Here is a 20,449-nt window from a genome sequence, read left to right on the forward strand (position 1 = left end):
CGGCGCGGCCGTTCTCCGCTCCGGCGCGCGCCGCTACCCGCCCGGCAGGCCCGCCTCCAGGGCGAACGCGGCGAGCGCGGCGGCGAGCATGCCGACCAGCTCGTCCAGCTGCTCCTCGGTCACGATCATCGGCGGGCAGACCATGATGTGGTCGCCCTCCAGCCCGCCGCGGGTCCGGCGCGAGTAGACGATCAGCCCGCGCTCGAAGGCGAGTTCGACCACCCGGGCGTGCGCGTTCAGCGCGGGCGGCAGGACCTCCATGGTCGCCCGGTCGGCGATCAGCTCGATCGCGGTCAGGAGGCCCTTGCCGCGCACGTCGCCGACGAACGGAAACCGGTCCTTGAGCCCGTGCAGACGCTGCATCAGGCTGGCCCCGCGCGCGTCGGCGTTGGCGATCAGGTCCTGCCGGTCGATCTCCTCCAGCACCGCCAGCCCGGCCGCGCAGGCGAGCGGGTTGCCGGCGTAGGTGTAGCCGTGCAGGAAGCCGCCCGCGTCCAGCACCGGCTCGACCAGCCGGCCGGGCGCGGCCATCGCGCCCAACGGCGCGTAGCCGGCGGCGAAGCCCTTGGACAGCACCATGATGTCGGGCGTGACCTGCCAGTGCTCGGCGGCGACGAACGCACCGGTGCGCCCGGCACCGCTCATCACCTCGTCGTAGATCAGCAGCACGCCGTAGTGCCGGCAGATCTCGGCGACGCGGGCGTAGTAGCTGTCCGGGGCGACCAGCGCGCCGGTCGAGGCGCCGCCGACCGGCTCCATGATGAAGGCGAGCACGCTGTCCGGGCCCTGACGTTCGATCTCGTCGGCCAGCAGGTCCGCGTAGCGCCGCCCGCGTTCTTCCATCGACAGTGCGTCGCGGTCCAGATAGGCGGTCGGTGCCGGGATCGTCGGCATTTCGCGCATCATTGGCCGGAACGGCGCGTTCAGCGGCTCGTAGCCGGTCACCGCGAGCGCGCCCAGCGTGGAGCCGTGGTACGACGGCCGCCGGGCGATCACTTTCCAGCGGTGGCCGCGATCGGTGGCGAGCGCCCACTGCCGGGCCAGCTTGAGCGCGGATTCGACCGCCTCCGATCCGCCGGAGACGAAGAACACCCGGTCCAGGTCGCCGGGCAGGCGGTGGGCCACGGTCGCGGCCAGCTCTTCCGCCGGCGCGTTCTCGAAGTGCAGCCGGTAGGCGAAGGTCGCGCGCGCCATCTGGGCCTGCATCGCCGCCAGCACGCGCGGGTTGGCGTGACCGATGTTGGAGACCATCGCGCCGGACGAGCCGTCCAGGTAGCAGCGGCCGTGGACGTCCCAGATGTACAGCCCCTCCGCCCGGTCGATCAGCGGCCGGCGCTGCCGGCCCTGGTAGAACAAGTGGGAGGGCGGCCGGTCCGCGCCACCCGGGTGCTTTTGGGCCTGCGCCATCGCCGGGCTACTCCGCGGCCGCCTTGGCCGCCGCGCTCTGGTGCGCGTCGGCGTCGAGCAGCACCACGTCCTGGGCGCGGATGCGCAATTTGACCGGCTGGCCCTCGTGGAACGGGCGGCGGTCGATCGGGTTGATCGCCTGCAGGGTCAACGGCCCGGCCTCGACGAAGTAGCGCGCGGCCTGACCCTGGTAATCGACCGCCGTGACCTTGCCGTCCAGCACGACCGCCGCCGGATCGTCCGAGGGCGCGCTTTCGGACAGGAACACCTTCTCCGCGCGCACGGCGAGGCGCACCCGCTCGCCCTGCCGGGCGGCCCGGCCGTCGCGCGGGTGACCCAGCAGCTCGGGACCGTCGTCGAGCCCGAGCCGCGCGATCCCGCCGGAGACCGCCTGGACCTGGCCGGAGAAGATGTTGGAGATGCCCAGGAAGTTGGCGACGAACTCGCTGGCGGGCTGGTTATAGACCTGCTCCGGCGTGCCTTCCTGCTCGATCCAGCCCTCGCTCATCACCACGACCTTGTCGGACATCGCCAGCGCTTCCGACTGGTCGTGGGTGACGAAGATGGTGGAGATGCCGAGCTCGCGCTGGATGCGCTTGAGTTCGACGCGCATCTCCTCGCGCAGGTTGGCGTCGAGCGCGGACAGCGGCTCGTCCAGCAGCAGCACGTCGGGTTCGATCACGATCGCCCGGGCGAGCGCGATGCGCTGCTGCTGACCGCCGGAGAGCTGCTTGGGCACGCGCTCCTCGAGGTGCGGCAGTTGGACCAGCTGCAGGGCCTCGCGCACCTTCTTGCGCGCGGTTTCCCGGTCGACGGCGCGGTACTTCAGGCCGAACGCGACGTTTTCATAGATCGTCTTGTGCGGGAACAGCGCGTAGTTCTGGAACACGATGCCCAGGTTGCGCTTGTGGATCGGCACGTCGTTGACCCGCTGGCCCTTGATCCGGATGTCGCCGTCGGTCGCATCCTCCAGCCCCGCGATCATCCGCAGCGTGGTCGTCTTGCCGCAGCCGGACGGGCCGACGAAGGTGACGAACGAGCCGCGCTCGACGTTCAGGTCCATCGCGTGGACGGCCGTGAACGCGCCGAAGCGCTTGACCACGTTGCGCAGTTCGACCGCGTGCTGCGGGTCGTGTTGGGGGTCGGCCACCGGCGTGCTCCCATCGGGGTCGGGCCATCGGACGGCATCGCGTCCGTCGGGCTGGAAAAGCGGCGCGGGCAGCGGCGGGCGCCCAAGTGTTGTTATCGTTAACCGCCGCCGCCCGCGCCCGTATTAGGCGGGCGTCAATAGAGCCGCCGCCTAATAGCCGCGCTGGATCCGGCCGAACTTCTTCGACCAGTCGCCTTCGTGACTGTTCCAGTAGGCCGGCTTGAAGAAGTTCAGGCCGTCCAGCTTGCCGGTCGGGTCGTAGGCCGGCAGGTTCTTGATCTTCTCGGTCAGCTCGACCTTGTTCGGGTCGAGTGCCGGGGGATAGTTCTGCCCCTCGGCGACCGCGATCGCGACCTCAGGCTCCAGCATGAAGTTGAGCAGCTGTTCGCAGGCCTCCATCGGCGAGCCCTTGAGCACGAACAGGCACTCCTGCCAGCCCAGGCCCCCCGGCGGGTCGTAGTAGCCGATGTTGTGGCCCTGCTCCTGCAGCGCCGCGATCCGGCCCGACCACCCCTCGGTGACGTGGATCTCGCCGTTGGCCAGCAGGCTCATCAGCTCGGCGCCGGACTGCCAGTACTTCAGCGCGAGGTCGCGGTGGGTGCGCAAGGCTTCCCAGACCGCGTCCATATCCGCGATGCCGTTGGGGTCCTGCCCGGTCTGCAGCGCGCCGTACCAGATCCGGGTCTTCCATTCGCCCCAGCCGCCGATTTTACCTTTGTAGGCCGCGTCGATCAGGATGTTCGGGCCCTTCTCCCGGATCTCGTCGTCGGAGATCACGTCCCGGTTATAGGCAAGGCCGGTGGTGCCGTAGTCGTACGGCGCGGCCGACAGACGGCCGTCCGAGACCTCGCGGAACGGCTCCTGCAGGGCCTTGATGGTAAGATCGAGGTTGGGAATGTTGCTTTCGTCCAGCTTCGTGGAGAAGCCCAGGTTGTGGTAGCGGACGTAGTCGAACACGCCCGACAGGTGGGCGACGTTGAACTCGCCCGGCTGGGCCGAGCGCACCCGGGCCAGGTACTCGTCGGCGCCGCCGAAGGTGCCGTCGACCACCTCGATCCCGGTCTCTTTCTCGTAGGGTTCGAAGGCGTACTCCCGGAAGGCTTCCGAGACCACGCCGCCCCAGCCGTCGAAGCGCACGCTGTCCGGCTTGGCGGCCAGCGCCTGTCGGCGCAGCCCGGCGACCGGGGCGCCGACGACGCCCGCGGTGACGGTGGCCGCCCCCAGCAGGCTAAGAAAGGTGCGGCGGTCGAGATCGCCGTTCTGGTAGCGCTCCAGCAGGCGTTGGTAGCGTTTTTGATCGTCCATGTCTTCTCAAGGCCTCCCTGTGTTTGACGTTGGCATCCGGCCGACGGTCGCGGCCCCTTGTTCGGCGGTTGCCCCGCTCTTCTTGCCCTAGCCGCCGCGCCGGCTGGCCAGCCATCGGGCCAGTCCGGCCCCGGTCAGCGGCAGGGCCACGGTGAGGATGATCATGACCGTGCCGAGCGCGTTGATCTCCGGGCTGATCGAGTTGCGCAGCATGGCGAAGATCTGGGTCGGCACCGTCTCCACCCCCGGCGGCTTCCAGAACAGCGTGCCGGTGATGTCGTCGAACGAGATCGTGAAGGCGAACAGCATGCCCGCCGCGACCGCCGGCATCAGCAGCGGCAGGGTGACCTGAAAAAAGGTCTGGAACGGGTTCGCGCCCAGCGACAGCGCGGCCTCCTCGTACTCCTTGCGGATGCCGACCAGCCGCGCCTGCACCACCAGCACGACGAACGGCAGGGTGAAGATCACGTGGCCCAGCAGCAGCAGGACGAAGTTCTTGGGCATCGACAGGAACTGCAGGAACAACAGCAGCGAGACCGCGAGCACCACCTCCGGCACCAGGATCGGCGCGATCAGGGCGGTGTTCAGCAGGTTCTTGCCCGGGAAGTCGTAGCGCACCATCGCCAGCGACGCGCACACCCCGATGCTGGTCGAGATCACCGCCGTCAGCGCGCCCAGGATCATCGAGGTCTGGAACGCCCGGATGATCGCGTCGTTCTGCGCCAGTTCGACGAACCAGCGCACGCTCAGTCCGGTCATCGGAAAGGAGCCGAACTGGCTGGCGTTGAACGCCAGCAGCATGACCACCGCGACCGGCGCGAACATGAAGACGTAGGTCAGCACCGTCGCGATCTTGATGAACGTCCAGCCGGTCGGTCCGCGCACGGTCATCGTCCCAACCTTGCCATCATCCGAACCCCTTGGAGATCTGGCCCAGGCTCAGATAGCGGTTGTAGAGCAGCACGACCGAGCCCAGGACGATCAGCAGCACGATCGAGAGCGCCGAGCCGAGCGGCCAGTTCAGCTGGGTGATGATCGCGTCGTAGATCAGGTTGGCGAACATCCCGTCGCCGGGGCCGCCGAGCACGATCGGGGTGATGTAGGTGCCCGATCCCAGCACGAAGCACAGCAGACTGCCCGCCGCCAGCCCGGGCAGCGACAGCGGCAGCGTGACCTCCCGGAACGCCTGGAACGGCGTCGAGCCCAGCGAGCGCGCGGCGGCGTTCAGGTTCGGGTCGATCCCTTCCAGGCTGACGTAGATGTTGAGCACCATGAACGGCAGCAGGAAGTGGATCAGGCCCAGGATCACCGTGGCCTCGTTGTAGAGCATCTGTATCGGTTCGGCGACGATGCCGAGCGACTGCAGCACGTAGTTCACCGCGCCCGAGACCCCCAGGATGTTGATCCACGACATCGTGCGAATGATGTAGCTGATCCAGAACGGCAGCATCAGCAGCAGCAGCAGGAACGCCTTGTTGCGCATCTTCGAGAACGCGATGAAGTAGGCCGCCGGGTAGCCCATCAGGGCGCAGCAGACCGTGGTAATCAGCCCGATCTTGAGGGTGTACAGCAGGATGTCGCGGTAGAACGGGTCGCTCAGCACCTCGATCCAGTTGTCGAGGTAGAAGCCGACCTGCTCGTCCCCGGCCGCGGTGCGCAGCCAGAACGAGTAGACGATCACGAAACAGGTCGGGATAGCGAGCAGCAGCGTGATCGCCGTCAACGCCGGCGACAGCAGCGCCCAGGGGCGCATGTCGCGCGTGTGCGCGTCGCTCACCGCCATGCCCGTCTCCCGGTTGTTTTTCCGATCTGCGACCCGTGGTCCGGGCCGTCCCTGCGCGACCGGTCTTTGGGCATTCTCACCCTTCGCCCGCCTGTCGGGTGGATTGGGCCTCGCTTGGCGGCTATAACGCAAATAGATAAGGTGAATGGTTTACATAGATATCGATAATGTCGCCGCGACGCCGGCGGCGGGAGCAGGCGATGGACGACGCCAGTCTGGAGCGTATTCCCCGTCAGCTGGACTGGAACCTGCTGCGGACCTTCATGGTGATCGTGCAGGAAGGCAGCATCACGCGTGCCGCCAACCGGCTGCTGCTCAAGCAGCCCACGGTGTCGAGCGCGCTCAAGCGCCTGGAGATGCAGCTCGACCGCCAATTGATCGAACGCGGCGGCGGCGTCTTCCGGGTGACCGAAGCGGGCGAGCTGTTGTACCGCGAATGCGTCGACATCTACGGCAACATCTCCCGCCTGTCGGTGCTGCTGCGCGACGTGCAGGAAGACATCACCGGCCACGTCACGATCGCGAGCGCGAGCCACGTCGTCTGCCCGTTCTACGACGAGACGCTGGCCGACGTGCACGCCCGGCATCCCGGCATCAGCTATCAGATCGAGGTCGATACCAGTGCCGAGGTGCAGCGCGCGGTCCTGCAGAAGACCGCCAGCTTCGGGCTCGGGCTGGTGCACGAACGCCATCCGCAGCTCAGCTACGACCATATGTTCCGGGAGCATTTCGGCTTCTTCTGCGGCCCGCGCCACCGGCTGTTCCGCCGGCGCGGGCTGAGCCTCGCCGATCTCCGGCAGGAGAGCTTCGTGTCGTTCAAGACCGACCAGCTGTCGGACGCGCTGCGGCCAGTCGCGCTGCTGCGCGCGCAGGAGAACCTCGCCGACCGGATCATCGCCACCTCCAGCCATCTGGAGGAGGTGCGGCGGATGATCGTCGCCGGCATCGGCATCGGGGTGCTGCCGATCCACGCGGTCGAGCGCGACGTGCGCGACGGCCTGCTCTGGCGCCTGCCGCCCTACGAGGCGCCGCCGGCGATCGACATCTACCTGATCGCCAACCCGGCGACCCCGTTCAACCGCGCCGAACACACCGTCCTCGCCGCCCTGCGCCGCCGCCTGACGGAGATCCCGGAAAGCCAGCGGACGTATGGATGAGGCCTGCCGGCGCTCGCGCGCGTGGGCGGTGCCGCGGCGGGTCCCCTCTCCTCCAATGGGAGGAGAGGGATAGGGAGAGGAGGGTGCCCGCGGCATTCAGAGGCGGCGGAAACCTCCTCCCCGAGCCCCTCCTGCCAGTGGAGACTGTTGCATAATGGTGGCTATACCCGTCAGGCGTCCTTCGACACGCCGACCCTTCGAGAAGCTCAGGATCGGCTGCTCAGGATGACGTCGATATTTTTAAACTGTTGATATTGCTGTCACTTTAAAGACTTTGACGGCATCCTGAGCAGGCCGCGTAGCGGCCGTGTGGAAGGACGCATGACGGCTCTCCAAAGCGGCATGCAAACGTTCCTCCTAGAGCAAGATGCTGAAAGGTGAAGCCACCTTTCAGCTGAACCTTGCTCTCTCTTCAAGCAGTTAGAGCAAAATTCATGATGAAGGTCGCCTCGACCTTGATCGATTTTGCTCTAGTGGAGCAGGGGGATGACGTTGCGTGCCGCGATACCGGGACCCAACGCTACGCCCGGTCCGCCAGCGCCTGCAGGCGGTCATCCTCCACCCGGCGCACGCTTTCGCCCGGGGCGGTGAAGCCGAGCGCGGCGTAGGCGGCTGCCGCGCTCGCGTTATCTTTGGCGACGTTGAGTTCCAGCCGGCCCCAGCCACGGTCCAAGGCGATGCGCGCGGCCGTCGCCAGCAGGCGCCTGCCGATCCCGGTGCCGCGGGCCGCCGGCACGACGTAGACGTTCTCCACCAGCATCACCGGGCCGGGACGGAACAGCGAGAAGGCGCGGTAGAAGGCGAGGTAGCCGAGGCTGCGGCCGTCGGCCTCGGCCAGCAGGACCTCGACCATCGGGGCGTCGCCGGCGAGCCACGCGGCGAGCTGGTCCGGCGCGGGCGGCGCGTTGGTCTTGCCTTCCTCCGCCATCAGGCCGGCGAGGAGATCGGCGAGCGGGCCCGCATCCTCGGGCGTGGCGGGGCGGACGGTCGGTTGGGCGGCGCTCGGTCGGTCGGGCACGGGCGGGCTCCCTCCTGTCTTGGCGGCGGCGCGCCCATTGGACGGGCGGCCGGAAGCTGCTACATCGCCAGCCGCACGACGTCCAGCCGTCCAACATCGACCGTCTTCAAGCCGAGCGAGCCCGCGAGCGACCCGTGAGCACGATCCGGATCACCAACACCCTGGCCCGCGAGAAGCAGGTCTTCGAGCCGATCGATCCCGCGAACGTCCGGCTCTACGTCTGCGGGCCGACGGTCTACGACCGCGCGCACATCGGCAACGCCCGGCCGGTGGTGGTGTTCGACACGCTGTTCCGGCTGCTGCGCCACGTCTACGGCGCCGGCCAAGTGACCTACGCGCGCAACATCACCGACGTCGACGACAAGATCATCACCGCGGCGCGGGAGAACGGCGAGCCGATCGACGACCTGACCCGCCGCACGACCGAGGCGTTCCACGCCGACATGGGCGCGCTCAACGCGCTCAAGCCGAGCGTCGAGCCGTGCGCGACCCAGCACATCGACGACATGATCGCGCTGATCCAGCGGCTGGTCGCGACCGGTCACGCCTACGCGGCCGAAGGGCACGTGCTGTTCTCGGTGCCGAGCGACCCGGCCTACGGCCAGCTGTCCCGGCGCGACCGGGAGGAGATGATCGCGGGCGCCCGGGTCGAGGTCGCCCCCTACAAGCAGGACCCGGCCGACTTCGTGCTGTGGAAGCCGGCGGCGGACGGCGAGCCCGGCTGGGACAGCCCGTGGGGCCGGGGTCGGCCCGGCTGGCACATCGAGTGCTCCGCGATGAGTGCGAAGCACCTGGGCGAGACGTTCGACATCCACGGCGGCGGGCAGGACCTGATCTTCCCGCACCACGAGAACGAGATCGCGCAGTCGCACTGCGGCACCGACGGCCAGTTCGCGCGCTACTGGATGCACAACGGCTATCTGGTCGTCCACGGCGAGAAGATGTCCAAGTCCCTGGGCAACTTCTTCACCGTCAAGGAGCTGCTGGACGCGGGCTGGGCCGGCGAGGCGATCCGCCTGGTGCTGCTCTCCGCGCAGTACCGCCAGCCGCTCGACTTCAACCGCGACAAGCTGGCGGACGCGACCGCCAACCTGGACCGGCTCTATACGGCCCTGCGCAACACAGCCGACGTCGAGACGGCCGACGGCGGCCCGCCGCCGGCGCTAACCGACGCGCTCGCCGACGACCTGAACACGCCGGAAGCGCTCGCCCAGCTGTACGAGGCGGGCCACGCCCTCAACAAGGCGACCGGCGCGGACGCGAAGGCGCGCGCCAAGGCCGAATTGCAGGCCGGCGGCCGGCTGCTCGGCCTGCTGGAACAGGACCCGGAAGCCTGGTTCAAGGGCGCCGGCGACGACGCCGAGGCGGCCGAGATCGAGCGCCTGATCGCCGAACGCACGCAGGCCCGCCGGAACAAGGACTTCGCCACCGCCGACAAGATCCGCGACGACCTCAAGGCCCGCGGCATCGTCCTGGAGGACGGCCCCGAAGGCACCACCTGGAAGCGCGAGCGGTAGCGGCCGGCCCTCAGAGCCAGCCAGACGTCTTGAGGGCCCCTCGGTAGGTCTTCCCAACCGGCACTTCGCTGCCGTCTTCCAGGCGGAGGGCAAGCCGGTGGTTGCGGCGCAAGACCTCGGCAACGGCCATCCGGGCGACCCAGTGCGAGCGATGCACGCGCAGACCGTCGGCGTCGGCCAGCTCGCGCGCGGCATCGCTCATCCGGCAGTGTATCAGCGGCTGCCCGCGGTCGGTGTGAACGCGCAGGTAGTGATCCTCCTGTTCCAGCCGGAGGAGTCGGCCGCGGCTCTCCCACGGGAGGCGTTCCTGGAAGCGGCCCGTGGGGTCCGGTGCCGCGGCCGGGTGTCGTGGCGGGCCTTGATGAGGCGCCACGCCGGCAGGCGGCGTGGCGCCGCGCCGCGGGCCGAACAGCAGCGCGACAACCGCGAGCAGTAGTCCTACCTTCCACAGCAGCGATCCAAAGGAGCTACCGCCGTCCGGTAGCGCCAGCCGGTTGGCAAGCGCGACGATCGCGGTTGCGGGGACCAGCGCCAGCGCGGCGCCGGCAAGCGCCAGGGATGCGCGCGGGGCCGGCAGCCGGTCGGCGACCCGCTGGGCGAGCGCGCCCAGGAGCAGGTGCATCAGGGCCCAGATCGCCCCGATGACACCCAGCCAATAGACCAAACGTGCCGGCAGGGCGAGCGCAGCATAGGTGCCGAACGGCCCGGTCAGCGCCAGGACGACCGCAGTCGCCAGAGCGGCTGCTATCGACCGCCCCACGGGCGCGGCCCCGGCGGCTGCAAGTCGTTCACGAACCGCGAACGTCATTCGGAAAGCCTCTTGCGCAATCGCAGCTGACGCCGGCGCAGGCGGGCTTTCGCCCGATCCGGTATCCAGGCAGACGGTATCGCCCAACGGCGCGGCCGGCAATTCGCCGGGCACGCCGGGCAAGCGCGCCGGAACCGGGCGCAGCGCGAGGACCCCATACGATGACCCTGACACCGCTGATCGCTGCTCCGCCGGTGATTCAGTTCCACGTCGCCGCTGCCACCGCGGCACTGCTCCTGACCGGGGTGCAACTGGTGGGGCGCAAAGGCGGCCGCGCACACCGTCGCTGCGGCTACGCCTGGGCGGCTGCGATGCTCGCCGTGGCGGTGAGTGGTCTGTTCATCCACACAATCCGCCTGGTCGGGCCGTTCAGCCCGATCCATCTGCTGTCGCTCGTGGTGCTGGTCAGCGTACCGCGCGCGATCCTGACCGCGCGGGCCGGCAAGGTCCGGACGCACGCATGGATCGTCGCCAGCTTGATCGCCCTGGCCCTGGGGGGCGCGGGCGCCTTTACCCTCTGGCCCGGCCGGCTGATGCACGCGGTGCTGCTCGGCGGCTAGCGGCCCTACCGCTCCGTGAGCGCCAGCCGGACCGCCAGCCCGCCCAGAAGGGTGCCGCTGACCAGGTTCATCGCGCGCTGCAGGCGGGTGGAGCGCTGGATCCGCCGGGCGCCCAGGCCGACCAGGCTGGCGACCGTGCCGTTGATCGCGATCCCGCCGAGGTTGAGCAGGCTGCCCAGCACCAGCATCTGCGCCCAGACCGGCCCGCGCGCGGGATCGACGAACTGCGGCAGGAAGGCCAGCATGAAGATCGTGACCTTGGGGTTCAGGACGTTGACCAGCGTGGCTTCCCAGAACACCCGGACGTGGCCGCGCGCGGGCAGGGCGCCGTCGCCGGCCGCGGGTTTCGCCAGCAGCAGCTTGACGGCGAGGTAGAGCAGGTAGACCGCGCCCAGCCATTTGATCGCGACGAAGGCGGCCGGGTGCGCCCGCAGGAGCGCCGCCAGCCCAGCCGCGGCGGCCGCCGTGTGGACGAAACATCCCATGCCGATGCCGAGCGCGCTGGCGTAGCCGGCCCAGCGCCCTTGCGCGCCGGCGCGGGCGATCGTGTAGGTCATGTCCGCCCCCGGCGTCAGGTTGAGCGCCAGGGTGGCCAGCAGGAACGGCACCAGGCCGGCCCAGCCGGGCAGGAAGTCGAACGGCATGGCGGATCCTCTCGCCGATGAACCGGGATCGGCGCCCTAGCCGAGCGCACGCTGTGTTCACCTGTCAACCGTGCCTGGGGTGGCGGCGTTGCTTCAGGTTATGCTGCCCGCCTCCTCCGGATCCGGGTGGCGGCGTTGTTTGGTGGGTTTGGCGAAGCGGAACTTGAGGCGTTTGCGCACGGCCGAAAAGTTGCGCAGCAGCTCCTGCTGGTTGGCCGCGCCCATGAACACGTCGGCCAGTTCGTAGGAGTAGGCGTCCTGGTCCTTGAGGTCGGACAGCACCGTGCCCGGCTTGACCCGCACGTCGATCTGGCAGCCGGGGAAGTCGGCCTCGATCTGCCGGATCGTCTCGGCGTCCGGGACCTGTGTGACGCGGGCGTCGGAGAAGCGGCGGATGAAGAACTTGGCGGCGCAGTTGGCGTCGCCCTCGCGCCCGGTCCAGTGCGGCGCCCGGCCGAGCGCCAGGTCGGTCATGATCTGGAAGTGCGGCACGCCGTGGACCTTTTCGAACAGGTCGGCGTGCGACTGCGACAGCCGCGGGTTGATCTCAAGCATGGAGAGCTTCTTGCGCTTGGGATCCCAGAAGAACTCCATGTTGAAGGTCGCGTTGTCGTAGCCGATGTGGATCATGATCCGCTTGGCCACGGCCTCCATCCAGCGCTGCACCCGACGGGGCAGGCGGGAGGGGTACTGGTAGCGCTGGAACGACGAGCGGTTGGGCAAGCGGATCGAATCCACCGTGCCGTAGATCTGAACGTCGCCGTCGTGGACGTAGCCCTCGAGCGTGCACTGCCGGCCGCCGATGATCTCCTCGGCGATGCAGAAGTGCCCGCCCACGGCCGCGACCGCGTCGGGCAGGTCGACCTTCCTGAGCAGGGCGTCGAACGGATCGCCCAGCCGGCCGATCTCGCGCCGGATGATCTGGATCGCGTTGTCGAAGTCGGCGTCCGAGCCGATCCGGAAGCCGAGCTGGCTGGCGAAGCCCTTCACCGGCTTGATCCAGAACGGGTAGTCCAGGGTCAGCTGGCTTTTGGGATCTTCGTGGAACGGGTCGACCGCGCAGAATTGCGGGATGTAGTCCGGGATCGCCTCGCGCTGGACCAGGCGCGACCAGTACTTGTGCTCGCACTTCAGCACGCTTTCCAGGCTCGCGCCGTGCAACTCGAAGCGCTGGCAGATCTGCGGCACCAGGGAGGTGGTGGGGAAGTCCCACCAGCCGATCACGCCGTCGACCGGCTGGTTACTGCCGCGCAGCCGCTGGCTCGCGGTCTGCAGCAGGGCGTCGAAGTCGATCGTGTCCTGGCCCTTGACCTCGTCGTAGGCCATCAAGGCGTGCACCTGCAGCCCTTCCGGTACGTCGATCCGCTGCAGCTTGGTGCCGTTGAACGCGTCCAGGCCAACGACGTGGATATGCTTGCTCATGGGGGCCGCGGCTTCCCTTCGACACGGTGAACGGTGCCGCGAACGGTTGCCGGGCCGGCGCCGCCGGGTCAACCGCACCGGCGTGGCGGCGCCCGCGCCCGGGATCGGCGTGGCTGGGGTAGAACGGGCGTCGGGACGGGGTCGGTTTTCCTTCGAAAGCAGCGTTTTGCACAGCTTGCCGGCCGCCCGCGCGGGATCGGTCGACGTGGACACCTTCGGTGTCCGACGCCGCAAAAAAGCCTGGTTCAACGTGTTTGAACCGCTGGCCACGCAAGGGAGCGGCCGCGGGCCGGGGTGCCGACGCGCGCCGCGGCGCCGGCACTGCTCAATCCAAAGAAATCTATCCAAATGGGCGCGGACCCAGCGTTGCCCCATATCGGCGGGGCGGTCGTCTCCGTCGGGATCCGCTACTTGCCCGGCAGCGGCTTGACGAACGTGAAGGCGCCGCGCAAGTCGCCCGGCTCGAAGCCGGTGGCGGCGTCGGCGGGGTATTGCGCGTCGATCGCCTGCCTGACGTTCTCCTTCACCGCGCTGCCGTGACAGGCGAGACAGACCTGCTGGGTCGGAATCGCCTTCATGTAGTGCAGGTAGCGCCGGCCGCCGTGCTGGATCACCGCGGCGCTTTCCATCGTCTCGAGGCTTTCGCCCGCGGCATGGCGCTGCTTGAAGTCCATCAGCACCGCGCGTTCGCGCACGCTCGGGCTGTTGCGCGGGTTGCGGACCCGAAGCGCGGTCCGGCCGACCGCCCAGCCGCGCGTTTCCGATAAGTTGCCGGCGATCGACGGCGCGGCCTCGCGGCAGACGCCGATCGCGTGCGCCGGGCCGCCTTCCCGGATCGCTGCCTGCAGTTCGCCTTTCAGGTTGGCGGAGAACGACCTCACCAGGCCGCGGGCTTCCTGAATCGCAGCCTCCGGCACTTGGCCGGTTGCGGCCTGCGCCGGGTCCGCCCGGGCGTCGCCGGGACCGGTCGCCAGCCCCAGGCCGGCCGCGATCGCCAGGGCCGCCGTCGTCGTGCGCAAAAGACGCGTCGTCATAGAACCCTCCCAAGGGGTGTGCATGGGGCGAGATTCGCTGCCCTAACATTCGCACGAACGAATATATCAGGCAAAGCGGCCTGGCGACGCGGCGATTCGCCACGGGGCGTCGCCCACGTCCGACGCGAGATGGGCTGGGCGCGCGGCGGGCTGGGCGGGAGACGGGCGGTCGCGGCGCTACAGCCGTTTGATCGCCACCCAGTATTCGCCCGGCGTGTTGGAGGTCAGCATGCGCACCCGGATGTGTTCGGCCCGCGGGTCCATGTCGGTCTCGAACTCGAAGTCGAGCGCGAGGCCGCCGGCCTTGATCCCCTCCTCGAACCGGCCGCGGAAGAAGGGGTTGTCCATGCAGGGCGCGATTTCGGTGAAGAAGTTGTGATTGATCTGTTGGGCGAAGTCGACTTCTGCAATCTCCCCTTCGATCCGGTTGTAGCCGACGATACGGCCGTCGCCGTCCAACTTGAGGACGCCGAACGGCAGCGCATCCAGCTCCGCCTGGCTCATCGCGTCCAGCCGGCTTGCGAGGTTGGGGTCGCCGAAGTCGATTTCGGTCATGTCGGGTGCCCTGTCTTTCAGCCAATCAAAGTAAACTGCGCCGGTCCCCCGCCGGCGGCTCCCGCGCTGTAGCGGTCCGGCGGCGCCGCGGCAATAAACCAGGTTACAGGCCTTCCCGGGTGATCAGCCGCGTGTAGATGGCTTCCCCGAACACCATGGTCACCATTTCGCCGTCCTCGGACAACGGCAGAAGCAGGCGTTCGAACGCGCCGGCCGGATCGCCGTCGTTGAAGTCGTACCGGATGAATTCCCGGATCGGACGGGTCTGCGTGGCGACCGCCTGGTACGGTTTAAAGAATGCGCCGGCGCTGATGTCGATCGTCTTGCCCGTAAAGCGTCCGCCCAATTGGTGTTCCAGCTGCTCGCCGACCAGCTGGAAATGAAAACGCAGCGGTTCGCGCAGCACGTCCGCCAGGATCAGCCGCGGCAGATGATGGCTGCCCAGCGCCATCGGATCGATATCGGCGCGCCGCGGCATCGCCGCGTCGCCGCGCCGGGCCAGCCAATAGTCGGCCAGCTCCCGCAGGGCGTCGGCCCGCAGTTTCCCGAAGGTCTTATCGACGGCGGCTTGGTCCAAGGAGGGGCTCTGTCGTTGCTGAGCACGGCTGCCGCGCGGCAGTGGACGTTCGAAGTCCAATAAGCTTCCGATCCAAAACTACCATACGATGGCGGCGGGGTGAGAGGGTGCGCAAAACCCGGGCGCACCGAAAAATCGAGCCCGGGGTCCGTGACGCTGCGTCAATCGGTCCCGGGCAGCCAGTCGGTTTCCTTGCCCAGCGCGTCGCGCGGCACCGAGGCGGCCAGGGTATAGGTGGTCGGCCGCTCGGCCGGCGCCAGCGCGGTCTCGGCCCAGGCGCGCACATCCTGCTTGACGGCCGCCCAGTCCGTGTCGGTTTCCGGTACCAACAGCGCCTTCAGTCGGCGGCCGCTGGGGCGCACGCGGGCCTCGCGCACGCCCGGCCGGCTCGCCAGCTTGCGGGCGACCGCGTCGGGGTGGACCGTGACGCCGGCGATCATCACCGCGTCGTCCACCCGGCCCGTGGGTATCAGATGCCGCGGCCCTTCCCAGCGCAGGTGATCGGGCGCGTCGATGTGCGCGCCGTCGGCCGCGCGGACCAGCGTGTGGGTGTCGTCCGCCACCGCGTCGCCCGGGTTCCAGGTATCGAGCAGCTGGAACGGCTTGTCCGGCTCGTCGCGCAGGCCGATCCCGGCGGTCTCGCTGGAGCCGTAGATCTCGACGATCCGCGCGAACCCGGTCTCCGCCACCAGCGCGCGGGCGGTCCCGGCGTCCAGCGGGGCGGCGGAGGAGGTGCCGGCCACGCCCTTGGGCACGTCGGCGAGCGCCCGGGACAGATAGCGCCAGACCTCCGGCACCGCGACCACTAGGTCGCGCGGCGCGAGGTGCCGGGCGAGGCCGTCGGCGCCCTCCGCGCTCAGATCGAGCACCGGCACCGTCAGCGCGCGCGGCAGCAGCACCGTGAAGATGAAGCCGTAGATGTGATGGGCCGGCACCAGGGAAATGATCCGCCGGCGCCCGGGGAGATGGCCGGCCAGCACCCGAGCCTCCGCCCAGAGGTGCGCGGCCGCGTGGACCACGCGCTTGGGCTCGCCCTGGCTGCCGGAGGAGTAGAAGACGAAACGCTCCGGACCCAGCGCCCAACTTTCCGCCGCGAGGTCGAGCCAGCTGCCGAGCTCGCGCCGGGCGAGCAGCAGGTCCTCGCGGCCGAGCCGGCGCAGCTCGAACAGGTCGGCGACCCGTTCGGCCAGCTGCAGGCGCGACAGCGAGTCCGCGCCCAGGTCGGCCTCGTCGAGCCGCCGCGCCCGGTTCAGCGCGTGCAGCGGCGGCGCGCCGCCGGTGAAATAGCCGGGGGCGTGAGCCAGCGTGCTCGCCAGCACGCGCCAGGCGTCGGTTGCGTCGAGCGGCGGACAGGGCGGCAGCGACGGGGCGTCGGACATGGTCCCCAAGGGAGATGGGCAGACGAACCTGTCGCTATTGAACGGTCTTTGGCCCCTTGAGGTCCAGGGGGCCGGCCTCGGGCAGCACGCCCAGGCGCCGCGCGACCTCCTGGTAGGCCTCCTCGACCCCGCCCAGGTCGCGCCGGAAGCGGTCCTTGTCCATCCGCTCGCCGCTTTCGACGTCCCACAGGCGGCAGGAATCCGGGCTGATCTCGTCGGCCAGCACCAGGCGCATCTCCTCGTCCTCCCACAGCCGGCCGAATTCCAGCTTGAAGTCGACCAGGCTCAACCCGCAGCCGACGAACAGGCCCTGCAGGAAGTCGTTCACCCGAAGCGCCATCTGCATGATCTCGTCCAGGTCCTGGGTCGCCGCCCAGCCCATCGCGGTGATGTGCTCTTCGGTGACCAGCGGATCGTCCAGCGCGTCGGACTTGTAGTAATACTCGATGATCGAGCGGGGCAGCCGGCCGCCCTCGTCCAGGCCGAAGCGCTTGGCGAACGAGCCGGCGGCGACGTTGCGCACCACCACCTCGATCGGCAGGATCTCGACCTCCCGGACCAGCTGTTCGCGCATGTTCAGCCGGCGCATGAAGTGGGTGGGCACGCCGATGTCGTTCAACCGGCTCATGATGAACTCGCTGATCCGGTTGTTCAGCACGCCCTTGCCGGTGATCGTGCCCGTCTTCTTGTTGTTGAAGGCGGTCGCGTCGTCCTTGAAGTACTGCACCAGGGTGCCGGGCTCGGGACCCTCGAACAGGACCTTGCCCTTGCCTTCGTAAATCCGTCTGCGTCGCATGGGTGTGTTGCTCGCCTTCGCGCGGGGGTGCGCCGTCCAGCCCACGGCTCCGGGCGTGCACGGACCGGCGGTCTATACCAACTCCACCCCCAGGATACAAACGCGCTGGGGATGCGGGGCCGGGGGCAGCGCGCGGGATCGCAACGTCGCCTCGGCGGGTCGCTCTCCCTCGAGCGGAGAGAACAGGTGCGGGTGGGATTCCCCGGCGCACGGCGAGGAGTCCCACCCGCACCCTCCCACGGCCCTTCGGGTCGCGGGCCCCGCCCTCTCCCCTCAAAGGAGAGGGGTGTGCGGCTCGACCGACAGTCCCACTACCCTCCGGTGCGGCCGACCGCGTCCACCGGGCGGTGCGGGGTGTCGCTGGGCGGGCCGGGGGCGAACAGGTATTCCGCCGGGCGCGGCTCTTGGTCCAGGGTCTGCGGCGGCGCGGGCAGGGCGATCAGGCTGGAGGACAGGGTGCCGAAGCCGCTGTCCTGCATGAAGCAGGCCGCGGAGGCCGGGCCCCGCTCGGGGTCTTGCGTGCGGTCGGCGAGCAACCGGGTCCAGGACGACCAGTCGCCGCTGCCGGGGTCGGGCGCGGGCGCCTGCCGGAAGGCGTCGAGATAGCGCCGCACCCGGGTGTCCCCGGGATCGTTCAGGTCGCCCGCCGCGATCATCGACAGCCCCTCCGGCAGGGCCTGCACCTCGACGGTGTCGGCGGGCCCGCCGTGGGCGGTTTCGCCGTCGCCCAGGTTGCGCAGCCAGTACGCCTCGCGCGCGTCCGCCACGATCAGGTTGAACGACCGGTAGGCGCCGGGCTCGAGGTCGCGCAGGGCCTTCGCGGCTTCGCGCGCCTCGGCGTGGTCGAGGGCTTCCAGCACCAGCTCGCCGCGGCTGCGCTTGTCGGCGTCCGCGCCGAGCGAGCCGTAGCGATTCAGCACCACCGCGACCACGCCCCAGTCGTTCAGCCCGGCCCAGCTGCCGCCCGACAGCGCGTCCAGGCCGGCCACGACTTCAGGGCGCTCCGGCCAGTGGCGCGCCGGCGCCTGCCAGGGCCGTGCCTGCATCTCGTCCCGGTTGGTCGCCACGACCAGCGGCCAGTCGTGGCCCGGCCGGCGCAGCACCACGGCGGTGCACATATCCATACTCCCGTTCGGTTTCGCGTGAGCTTCAGCCGGTCCGTCTGCTTCGGCGGTTCACCTTGGACCGGCGAGCCGTTATAAGATTGGATGGGACGTATCACCGCCCCGCCGCACGGGGCAATCCAACGCCTGGAGACCGCGCCAGCATGACCAGCTTCAAGGACCGCGAAGAGGCCTTCGAGAACAAGTACAAGCACGACGAAGACCTGCGCTTTAAGACGATTGCCCGGCGCAACAAGCTGTTCGGCCTGTGGGTCGCCGAGCAGCTCGGCCTGACGGGCGAGGAGGCGCAGCAGTACGCGCGCTCGGTCGTCAAGGCGGACATGCAGATGCCGGGCGACCAGGACGTGATCGACAAGGTCAAGAAGGACGTCGACGAGGCGGGCCTGTCGGAGCTGTCGGAGCACCGGCTGCACAAGCGCCTGGGCGAATGCTTCGAGGACGCCAAGCAGCAGGTGATGGACGAGTAGGCGGTCGGCGCGGCTGCGCGCGCGCGTGTTGAGGCCCCGTCGATCCCAAAGTCGGCGGGGCTTTTTCGTGTCCCGGCGGCCGCTTGCTAAGCGAGGCAGGGTGGCGCGGCGGGTTCCCTCTCATCCACTGGGAGGAGAGGGCTAGGGTGAGGTGGTAGCCGCGGCATCGCAACTGCGACAGCGTGCAGACCTACCCCACCCTGGCCCTCCCCTTCGAGCGAAGGGGAGGGAACGCGCCGCTGCGCCCGTGAGACCCGGCGAGCGGCGTTACCCCCTCAATCCGGGAACACCCGCGCGAAGATGTTCCCGACGTGCTTGGTGTGGTGGCCGGGGTCGAAGCAGTCGTCCAGGGTTTCGGCGTCGACCTTGCCGCTGACTTCCGGGTCGGCCTTCAGCAGCGACAGGAAGTCGCCGCCCTGCTGCCAGACCTGCATGGCGTTCTGCTGCACCAGGCGGTAGGCGTCTTCCCGGCTGATCCCGGCCTGGGTCAGGGCGAGCAGCACGCGCTGCGAGTAGACCAGCCCGCCCAGCCGGTCGAGGTTGGCCTGCATGTGCTCGGGATAGACCAGCAGGTTCTCGATCACCCCCGCCATCCGGTGTAGGGCGAAGTCGAGCGCGATCGTCGCGTCGGGGCCGAACACGCGCTCCACGCTGGAGTGCGAGATGTCGCGCTCGTGCCACAGGGTGACGTTCTCCAGCGCCGGGTTGACGGCCGCGCGAATGGTGCGCGCCAAGCCCGTCAGGTTCTCGGAGAGCACAGGGTTGCGCTTGTGCGGCATCGCCGAGGAGCCCTTCTGGCCCTCGTGGAAGAACTCCTCGGCCTCGCGCACCTCGGTGCGCTGCAGATGGCGGATCTCGGTCGCCAGGTTCTCGATCGAGCTCGCGACCACACCCAGGACGGCGAAGAACATGGCGTGGCGGTCGCGCGGAATGATCTGGGTGGAGATCGGCTCGCGCTGCAGGCCCATCTCGCGCGCGACGTACTCCTCGACGTACGGGTCGATCGCCGCATAGGTGCCGACCGCGCCCGAAATCGCGCAGGTCGCGACCTCCGCGCGCGCGTTCGCCAGGCGCTGGCGCGCCCGGTCGAAGGCGGCGTAGTGGCTGGCGAGCTTGAGGCCGAAGGTGGTCGGCTCGGCGTGAATGCCGTGGCTGCGGCCGATGCAGACGGTGTCCTTGTGCTCCTTCGCCCGCTTCTCCAGCGCGGCCAAGAGGCGGTCCAGGCCCTGCAACAGCAGGTCGCCCGCCTGGGTCAGCTGCACGGCGAGGCAGGTGTCGAGCACGTCGGACGAGGTCATGCCCTGGTGCACGAAGCGCGCTTCCGGCCCGACGTATTCCGCCAGGTTGGTCAGGAACGCGATCACGTCGTGCCGGGTCTCGCGCTCGATCTCGTCGATCCGCTGCACCTCGAAGTTGCCCTTCTCCCAGACCGCCTTGGCGGCGGAATGCGGAACCACGCCCAACTCGGCCTGCGCGTCGCAGGCGTGCGCCTCGATCTCGAACCAGATCCGGAAGCGGTTCTCGGGCTCCCAGATGCGGGTCATCTCCGGGCGGGAATAGCGCGGGATCATCGGCGAACGGCTCCGTCGGCTGGCAGGGCACGGTGACTTGGCGGGTCGGGTGGCGCGGACCAAAGCCCGGGGAGCGCGCCCCTGTCAAGCTGCCGCGCCGCGCGTTAGCTTGTCGTTAGATTGGCGGACGTATCGGCGGGTTCCCTCCCCTTCGCTCGAAGGGGAGGGAACCCGC

20 protein-coding genes are annotated in these 20,449 nt (G+C 69.2%); 4 read left to right on the top strand and 16 right to left on the bottom strand.

The features are described from left to right. Window positions 1–33 precede the first annotated feature (33 nt). The 5 genes from CKO28_RS12445 to CKO28_RS12465 form a co-directional block, all read right to left on the bottom strand. Window positions 34–1,407 carry an aminotransferase family protein gene (locus tag CKO28_RS12445; RefSeq protein WP_200341107.1) on the bottom strand — a complete coding sequence of 458 codons (1,374 nt, stop codon included), beginning with the start codon at window positions 1,405–1,407 and terminating at the stop codon, window positions 34–36. Between the two features lie 7 nt (window positions 1,408–1,414). After that, window positions 1,415–2,557 (bottom strand): ABC transporter ATP-binding protein, encoded by a 1,143-nt coding sequence (locus CKO28_RS12450; protein ID WP_338050121.1) that lies wholly within the window; start codon window positions 2,555–2,557, stop codon window positions 1,415–1,417. Window positions 2,558–2,707: 150 nt separating this feature from the next. After that, window positions 2,708–3,862, bottom strand: coding sequence for an ABC transporter substrate-binding protein (locus CKO28_RS12455; protein ID WP_200341108.1), 1,155 nt, complete (start codon window positions 3,860–3,862; stop codon window positions 2,708–2,710). 87 nt (window positions 3,863–3,949) lie between these two features. Beyond that, entirely contained in the window at window positions 3,950–4,753 is an 804-nt protein-coding gene (locus CKO28_RS12460; protein WP_200341109.1) for an ABC transporter permease, read from the bottom strand. Between the two features lie 16 nt (window positions 4,754–4,769). Then, on the bottom strand, window positions 4,770–5,645 hold the full coding sequence (locus CKO28_RS12465; protein WP_242480522.1) for an ABC transporter permease: 876 nt from the start codon (window positions 5,643–5,645) through the stop codon (window positions 4,770–4,772). Window positions 5,646–5,845: 200 nt separating this feature from the next. Here CKO28_RS12465 and CKO28_RS12470 point away from each other — a divergent pair, with 200 nt between their 5' ends. Next, window positions 5,846–6,802: a LysR family transcriptional regulator gene (locus CKO28_RS12470; protein ID WP_200341110.1), complete on the top strand. Its 957-nt coding sequence runs from the start codon at window positions 5,846–5,848 to the stop codon at window positions 6,800–6,802. A 520-nt stretch (window positions 6,803–7,322) separates the two neighbouring features. Here CKO28_RS12470 and CKO28_RS12475 read toward each other — a convergent pair. Then, window positions 7,323–7,820 (bottom strand): GNAT family N-acetyltransferase, encoded by a 498-nt coding sequence (locus CKO28_RS12475; RefSeq protein ID WP_200341111.1) that lies wholly within the window; start codon window positions 7,818–7,820, stop codon window positions 7,323–7,325. A 134-nt stretch (window positions 7,821–7,954) separates the two neighbouring features. On the opposite strand from CKO28_RS12475, the gene cysS reads away from it, so the two are divergent. Continuing rightward, the gene (gene cysS / locus CKO28_RS12480) at window positions 7,955–9,337 is read left to right on the top strand and encodes a cysteine--tRNA ligase (protein ID WP_200341112.1); all 1,383 of its coding nucleotides are present in this window, start codon (window positions 7,955–7,957) and stop codon (window positions 9,335–9,337) included. Window positions 9,338–9,347: 10 nt separating this feature from the next. Here cysS and CKO28_RS12485 read toward each other — a convergent pair whose 3' ends face one another. Further along, window positions 9,348–10,145 carry a LytTR family DNA-binding domain-containing protein gene (locus CKO28_RS12485; protein WP_207168810.1) on the bottom strand — a complete coding sequence of 266 codons (798 nt, stop codon included), beginning with the start codon at window positions 10,143–10,145 and terminating at the stop codon, window positions 9,348–9,350. A gap of 161 nt (window positions 10,146–10,306) precedes the next feature. Here CKO28_RS12485 and CKO28_RS12490 point away from each other — a divergent pair, with 161 nt between their 5' ends. Beyond that, window positions 10,307–10,705, top strand: coding sequence for a DUF2306 domain-containing protein (locus tag CKO28_RS12490; RefSeq protein ID WP_200341114.1), 399 nt, complete (start codon window positions 10,307–10,309; stop codon window positions 10,703–10,705). Window positions 10,706–10,710: 5 nt separating this feature from the next. Here the strand turns inward: CKO28_RS12490 and CKO28_RS12495 are convergent, their stop codons facing one another. The 8 genes from CKO28_RS12495 to CKO28_RS12530 all read right to left on the bottom strand — a co-directional run bounded on the left by CKO28_RS12495 (window position 10,711) and on the right by CKO28_RS12530 (window position 18,230). After that, the gene (locus CKO28_RS12495) at window positions 10,711–11,349 is read right to left on the bottom strand and encodes a LysE family translocator (protein ID WP_200341115.1); all 639 of its coding nucleotides are present in this window, start codon (window positions 11,347–11,349) and stop codon (window positions 10,711–10,713) included. Between the two features lie 93 nt (window positions 11,350–11,442). Further along, window positions 11,443–12,771: an ATP-grasp domain-containing protein gene (locus CKO28_RS12500; RefSeq protein WP_200341116.1), complete on the bottom strand. Its 1,329-nt coding sequence runs from the start codon at window positions 12,769–12,771 to the stop codon at window positions 11,443–11,445. A gap of 407 nt (window positions 12,772–13,178) precedes the next feature. Next, a complete protein-coding gene (locus CKO28_RS12505; RefSeq protein WP_200341117.1) occupies window positions 13,179–13,805 on the bottom strand; it encodes a Tll0287-like domain-containing protein in 627 nt (208 codons plus the stop codon). Between the two features lie 177 nt (window positions 13,806–13,982). Continuing rightward, the gene (locus CKO28_RS12510) at window positions 13,983–14,360 is read right to left on the bottom strand and encodes a PAS domain-containing protein (RefSeq protein ID WP_200341118.1); all 378 of its coding nucleotides are present in this window, start codon (window positions 14,358–14,360) and stop codon (window positions 13,983–13,985) included. A gap of 103 nt (window positions 14,361–14,463) precedes the next feature. Beyond that, on the bottom strand, window positions 14,464–14,997 hold the full coding sequence (locus CKO28_RS12515) for a PAS domain-containing protein (protein ID WP_200341119.1): 534 nt from the start codon (window positions 14,995–14,997) through the stop codon (window positions 14,464–14,466). Window positions 14,998–15,098: 101 nt separating this feature from the next. Further along, on the bottom strand, window positions 15,099–16,316 hold the full coding sequence (locus tag CKO28_RS12520; protein ID WP_200341120.1) for an AMP-binding protein: 1,218 nt from the start codon (window positions 16,314–16,316) through the stop codon (window positions 15,099–15,101). Between the two features lie 34 nt (window positions 16,317–16,350). Further along, window positions 16,351–17,112 (bottom strand): phosphoribosylaminoimidazolesuccinocarboxamide synthase, encoded by a 762-nt coding sequence (purC, locus tag CKO28_RS12525; RefSeq protein WP_200341121.1) that lies wholly within the window; start codon window positions 17,110–17,112, stop codon window positions 16,351–16,353. A gap of 311 nt (window positions 17,113–17,423) precedes the next feature. After that, complete coding sequence (locus CKO28_RS12530; RefSeq protein ID WP_200341122.1) at window positions 17,424–18,230, bottom strand: NRDE family protein; 807 nt, start codon at window positions 18,228–18,230, stop codon at window positions 17,424–17,426. 149 nt (window positions 18,231–18,379) lie between these two features. On the opposite strand from CKO28_RS12530, the gene CKO28_RS12535 reads away from it, so the two are divergent. Beyond that, window positions 18,380–18,703, top strand: coding sequence for a DUF1476 domain-containing protein (locus CKO28_RS12535; protein WP_200341123.1), 324 nt, complete (start codon window positions 18,380–18,382; stop codon window positions 18,701–18,703). Between the two features lie 275 nt (window positions 18,704–18,978). On the opposite strand, the gene purB is transcribed toward CKO28_RS12535, so the two are convergent. Continuing rightward, complete coding sequence (gene purB / locus CKO28_RS12540) at window positions 18,979–20,274, bottom strand: adenylosuccinate lyase (RefSeq protein WP_200341124.1); 1,296 nt, start codon at window positions 20,272–20,274, stop codon at window positions 18,979–18,981. Between the last annotated feature and the right edge of the window lie 175 nt (window positions 20,275–20,449).

The organism is Rhodovibrio sodomensis (assembly GCF_016583645.1).
In the GTDB taxonomy this organism is placed as follows: domain Bacteria; phylum Pseudomonadota; class Alphaproteobacteria; order Kiloniellales; family Rhodovibrionaceae; genus Rhodovibrio; species Rhodovibrio sodomensis.

Bases quoted from the DNA above. Each gene is read 5' to 3' on its own strand.
- CKO28_RS12535 (WP_200341123.1), top strand. From the start codon at position 18,380: ATGACCAGCTTCAAGGACCGCGAAGAGGCCTTCGAGAACAAGTACAAG.
- CKO28_RS12500 (WP_200341116.1), bottom strand. From the start codon at position 12,771: ATGAGCAAGCATATCCACGTCGTTGGCCTGGACGCGTTCAACGGCACC.
- CKO28_RS12465 (WP_242480522.1), bottom strand. From the start codon at position 5,645: ATGGCGGTGAGCGACGCGCACACGCGCGACATGCGCCCCTGGGCGCTG.
- CKO28_RS12490 (WP_200341114.1), top strand. From the start codon at position 10,307: ATGACCCTGACACCGCTGATCGCTGCTCCGCCGGTGATTCAGTTCCAC.
- purC (WP_200341121.1), bottom strand. From the start codon at position 17,112: ATGCGACGCAGACGGATTTACGAAGGCAAGGGCAAGGTCCTGTTCGAG.
- CKO28_RS12455 (WP_200341108.1), bottom strand. From the start codon at position 3,862: ATGGACGATCAAAAACGCTACCAACGCCTGCTGGAGCGCTACCAGAAC.
- CKO28_RS12510 (WP_200341118.1), bottom strand. From the start codon at position 14,360: ATGACCGAAATCGACTTCGGCGACCCCAACCTCGCAAGCCGGCTGGAC.
- CKO28_RS12460 (WP_200341109.1), bottom strand. From the start codon at position 4,753: ATGACCGTGCGCGGACCGACCGGCTGGACGTTCATCAAGATCGCGACG.
- CKO28_RS12445 (WP_200341107.1), bottom strand. From the start codon at position 1,407: ATGGCGCAGGCCCAAAAGCACCCGGGTGGCGCGGACCGGCCGCCCTCC.
- CKO28_RS12495 (WP_200341115.1), bottom strand. From the start codon at position 11,349: ATGCCGTTCGACTTCCTGCCCGGCTGGGCCGGCCTGGTGCCGTTCCTG.
- CKO28_RS12530 (WP_200341122.1), bottom strand. From the start codon at position 18,230: ATGTGCACCGCCGTGGTGCTGCGCCGGCCGGGCCACGACTGGCCGCTG.
- CKO28_RS12470 (WP_200341110.1), top strand. From the start codon at position 5,846: ATGGACGACGCCAGTCTGGAGCGTATTCCCCGTCAGCTGGACTGGAAC.
- CKO28_RS12485 (WP_207168810.1), bottom strand. From the start codon at position 10,145: ATGACGTTCGCGGTTCGTGAACGACTTGCAGCCGCCGGGGCCGCGCCC.
- purB (WP_200341124.1), bottom strand. From the start codon at position 20,274: ATGATCCCGCGCTATTCCCGCCCGGAGATGACCCGCATCTGGGAGCCC.
- CKO28_RS12505 (WP_200341117.1), bottom strand. From the start codon at position 13,805: ATGACGACGCGTCTTTTGCGCACGACGACGGCGGCCCTGGCGATCGCG.
- CKO28_RS12520 (WP_200341120.1), bottom strand. From the start codon at position 16,316: ATGTCCGACGCCCCGTCGCTGCCGCCCTGTCCGCCGCTCGACGCAACC.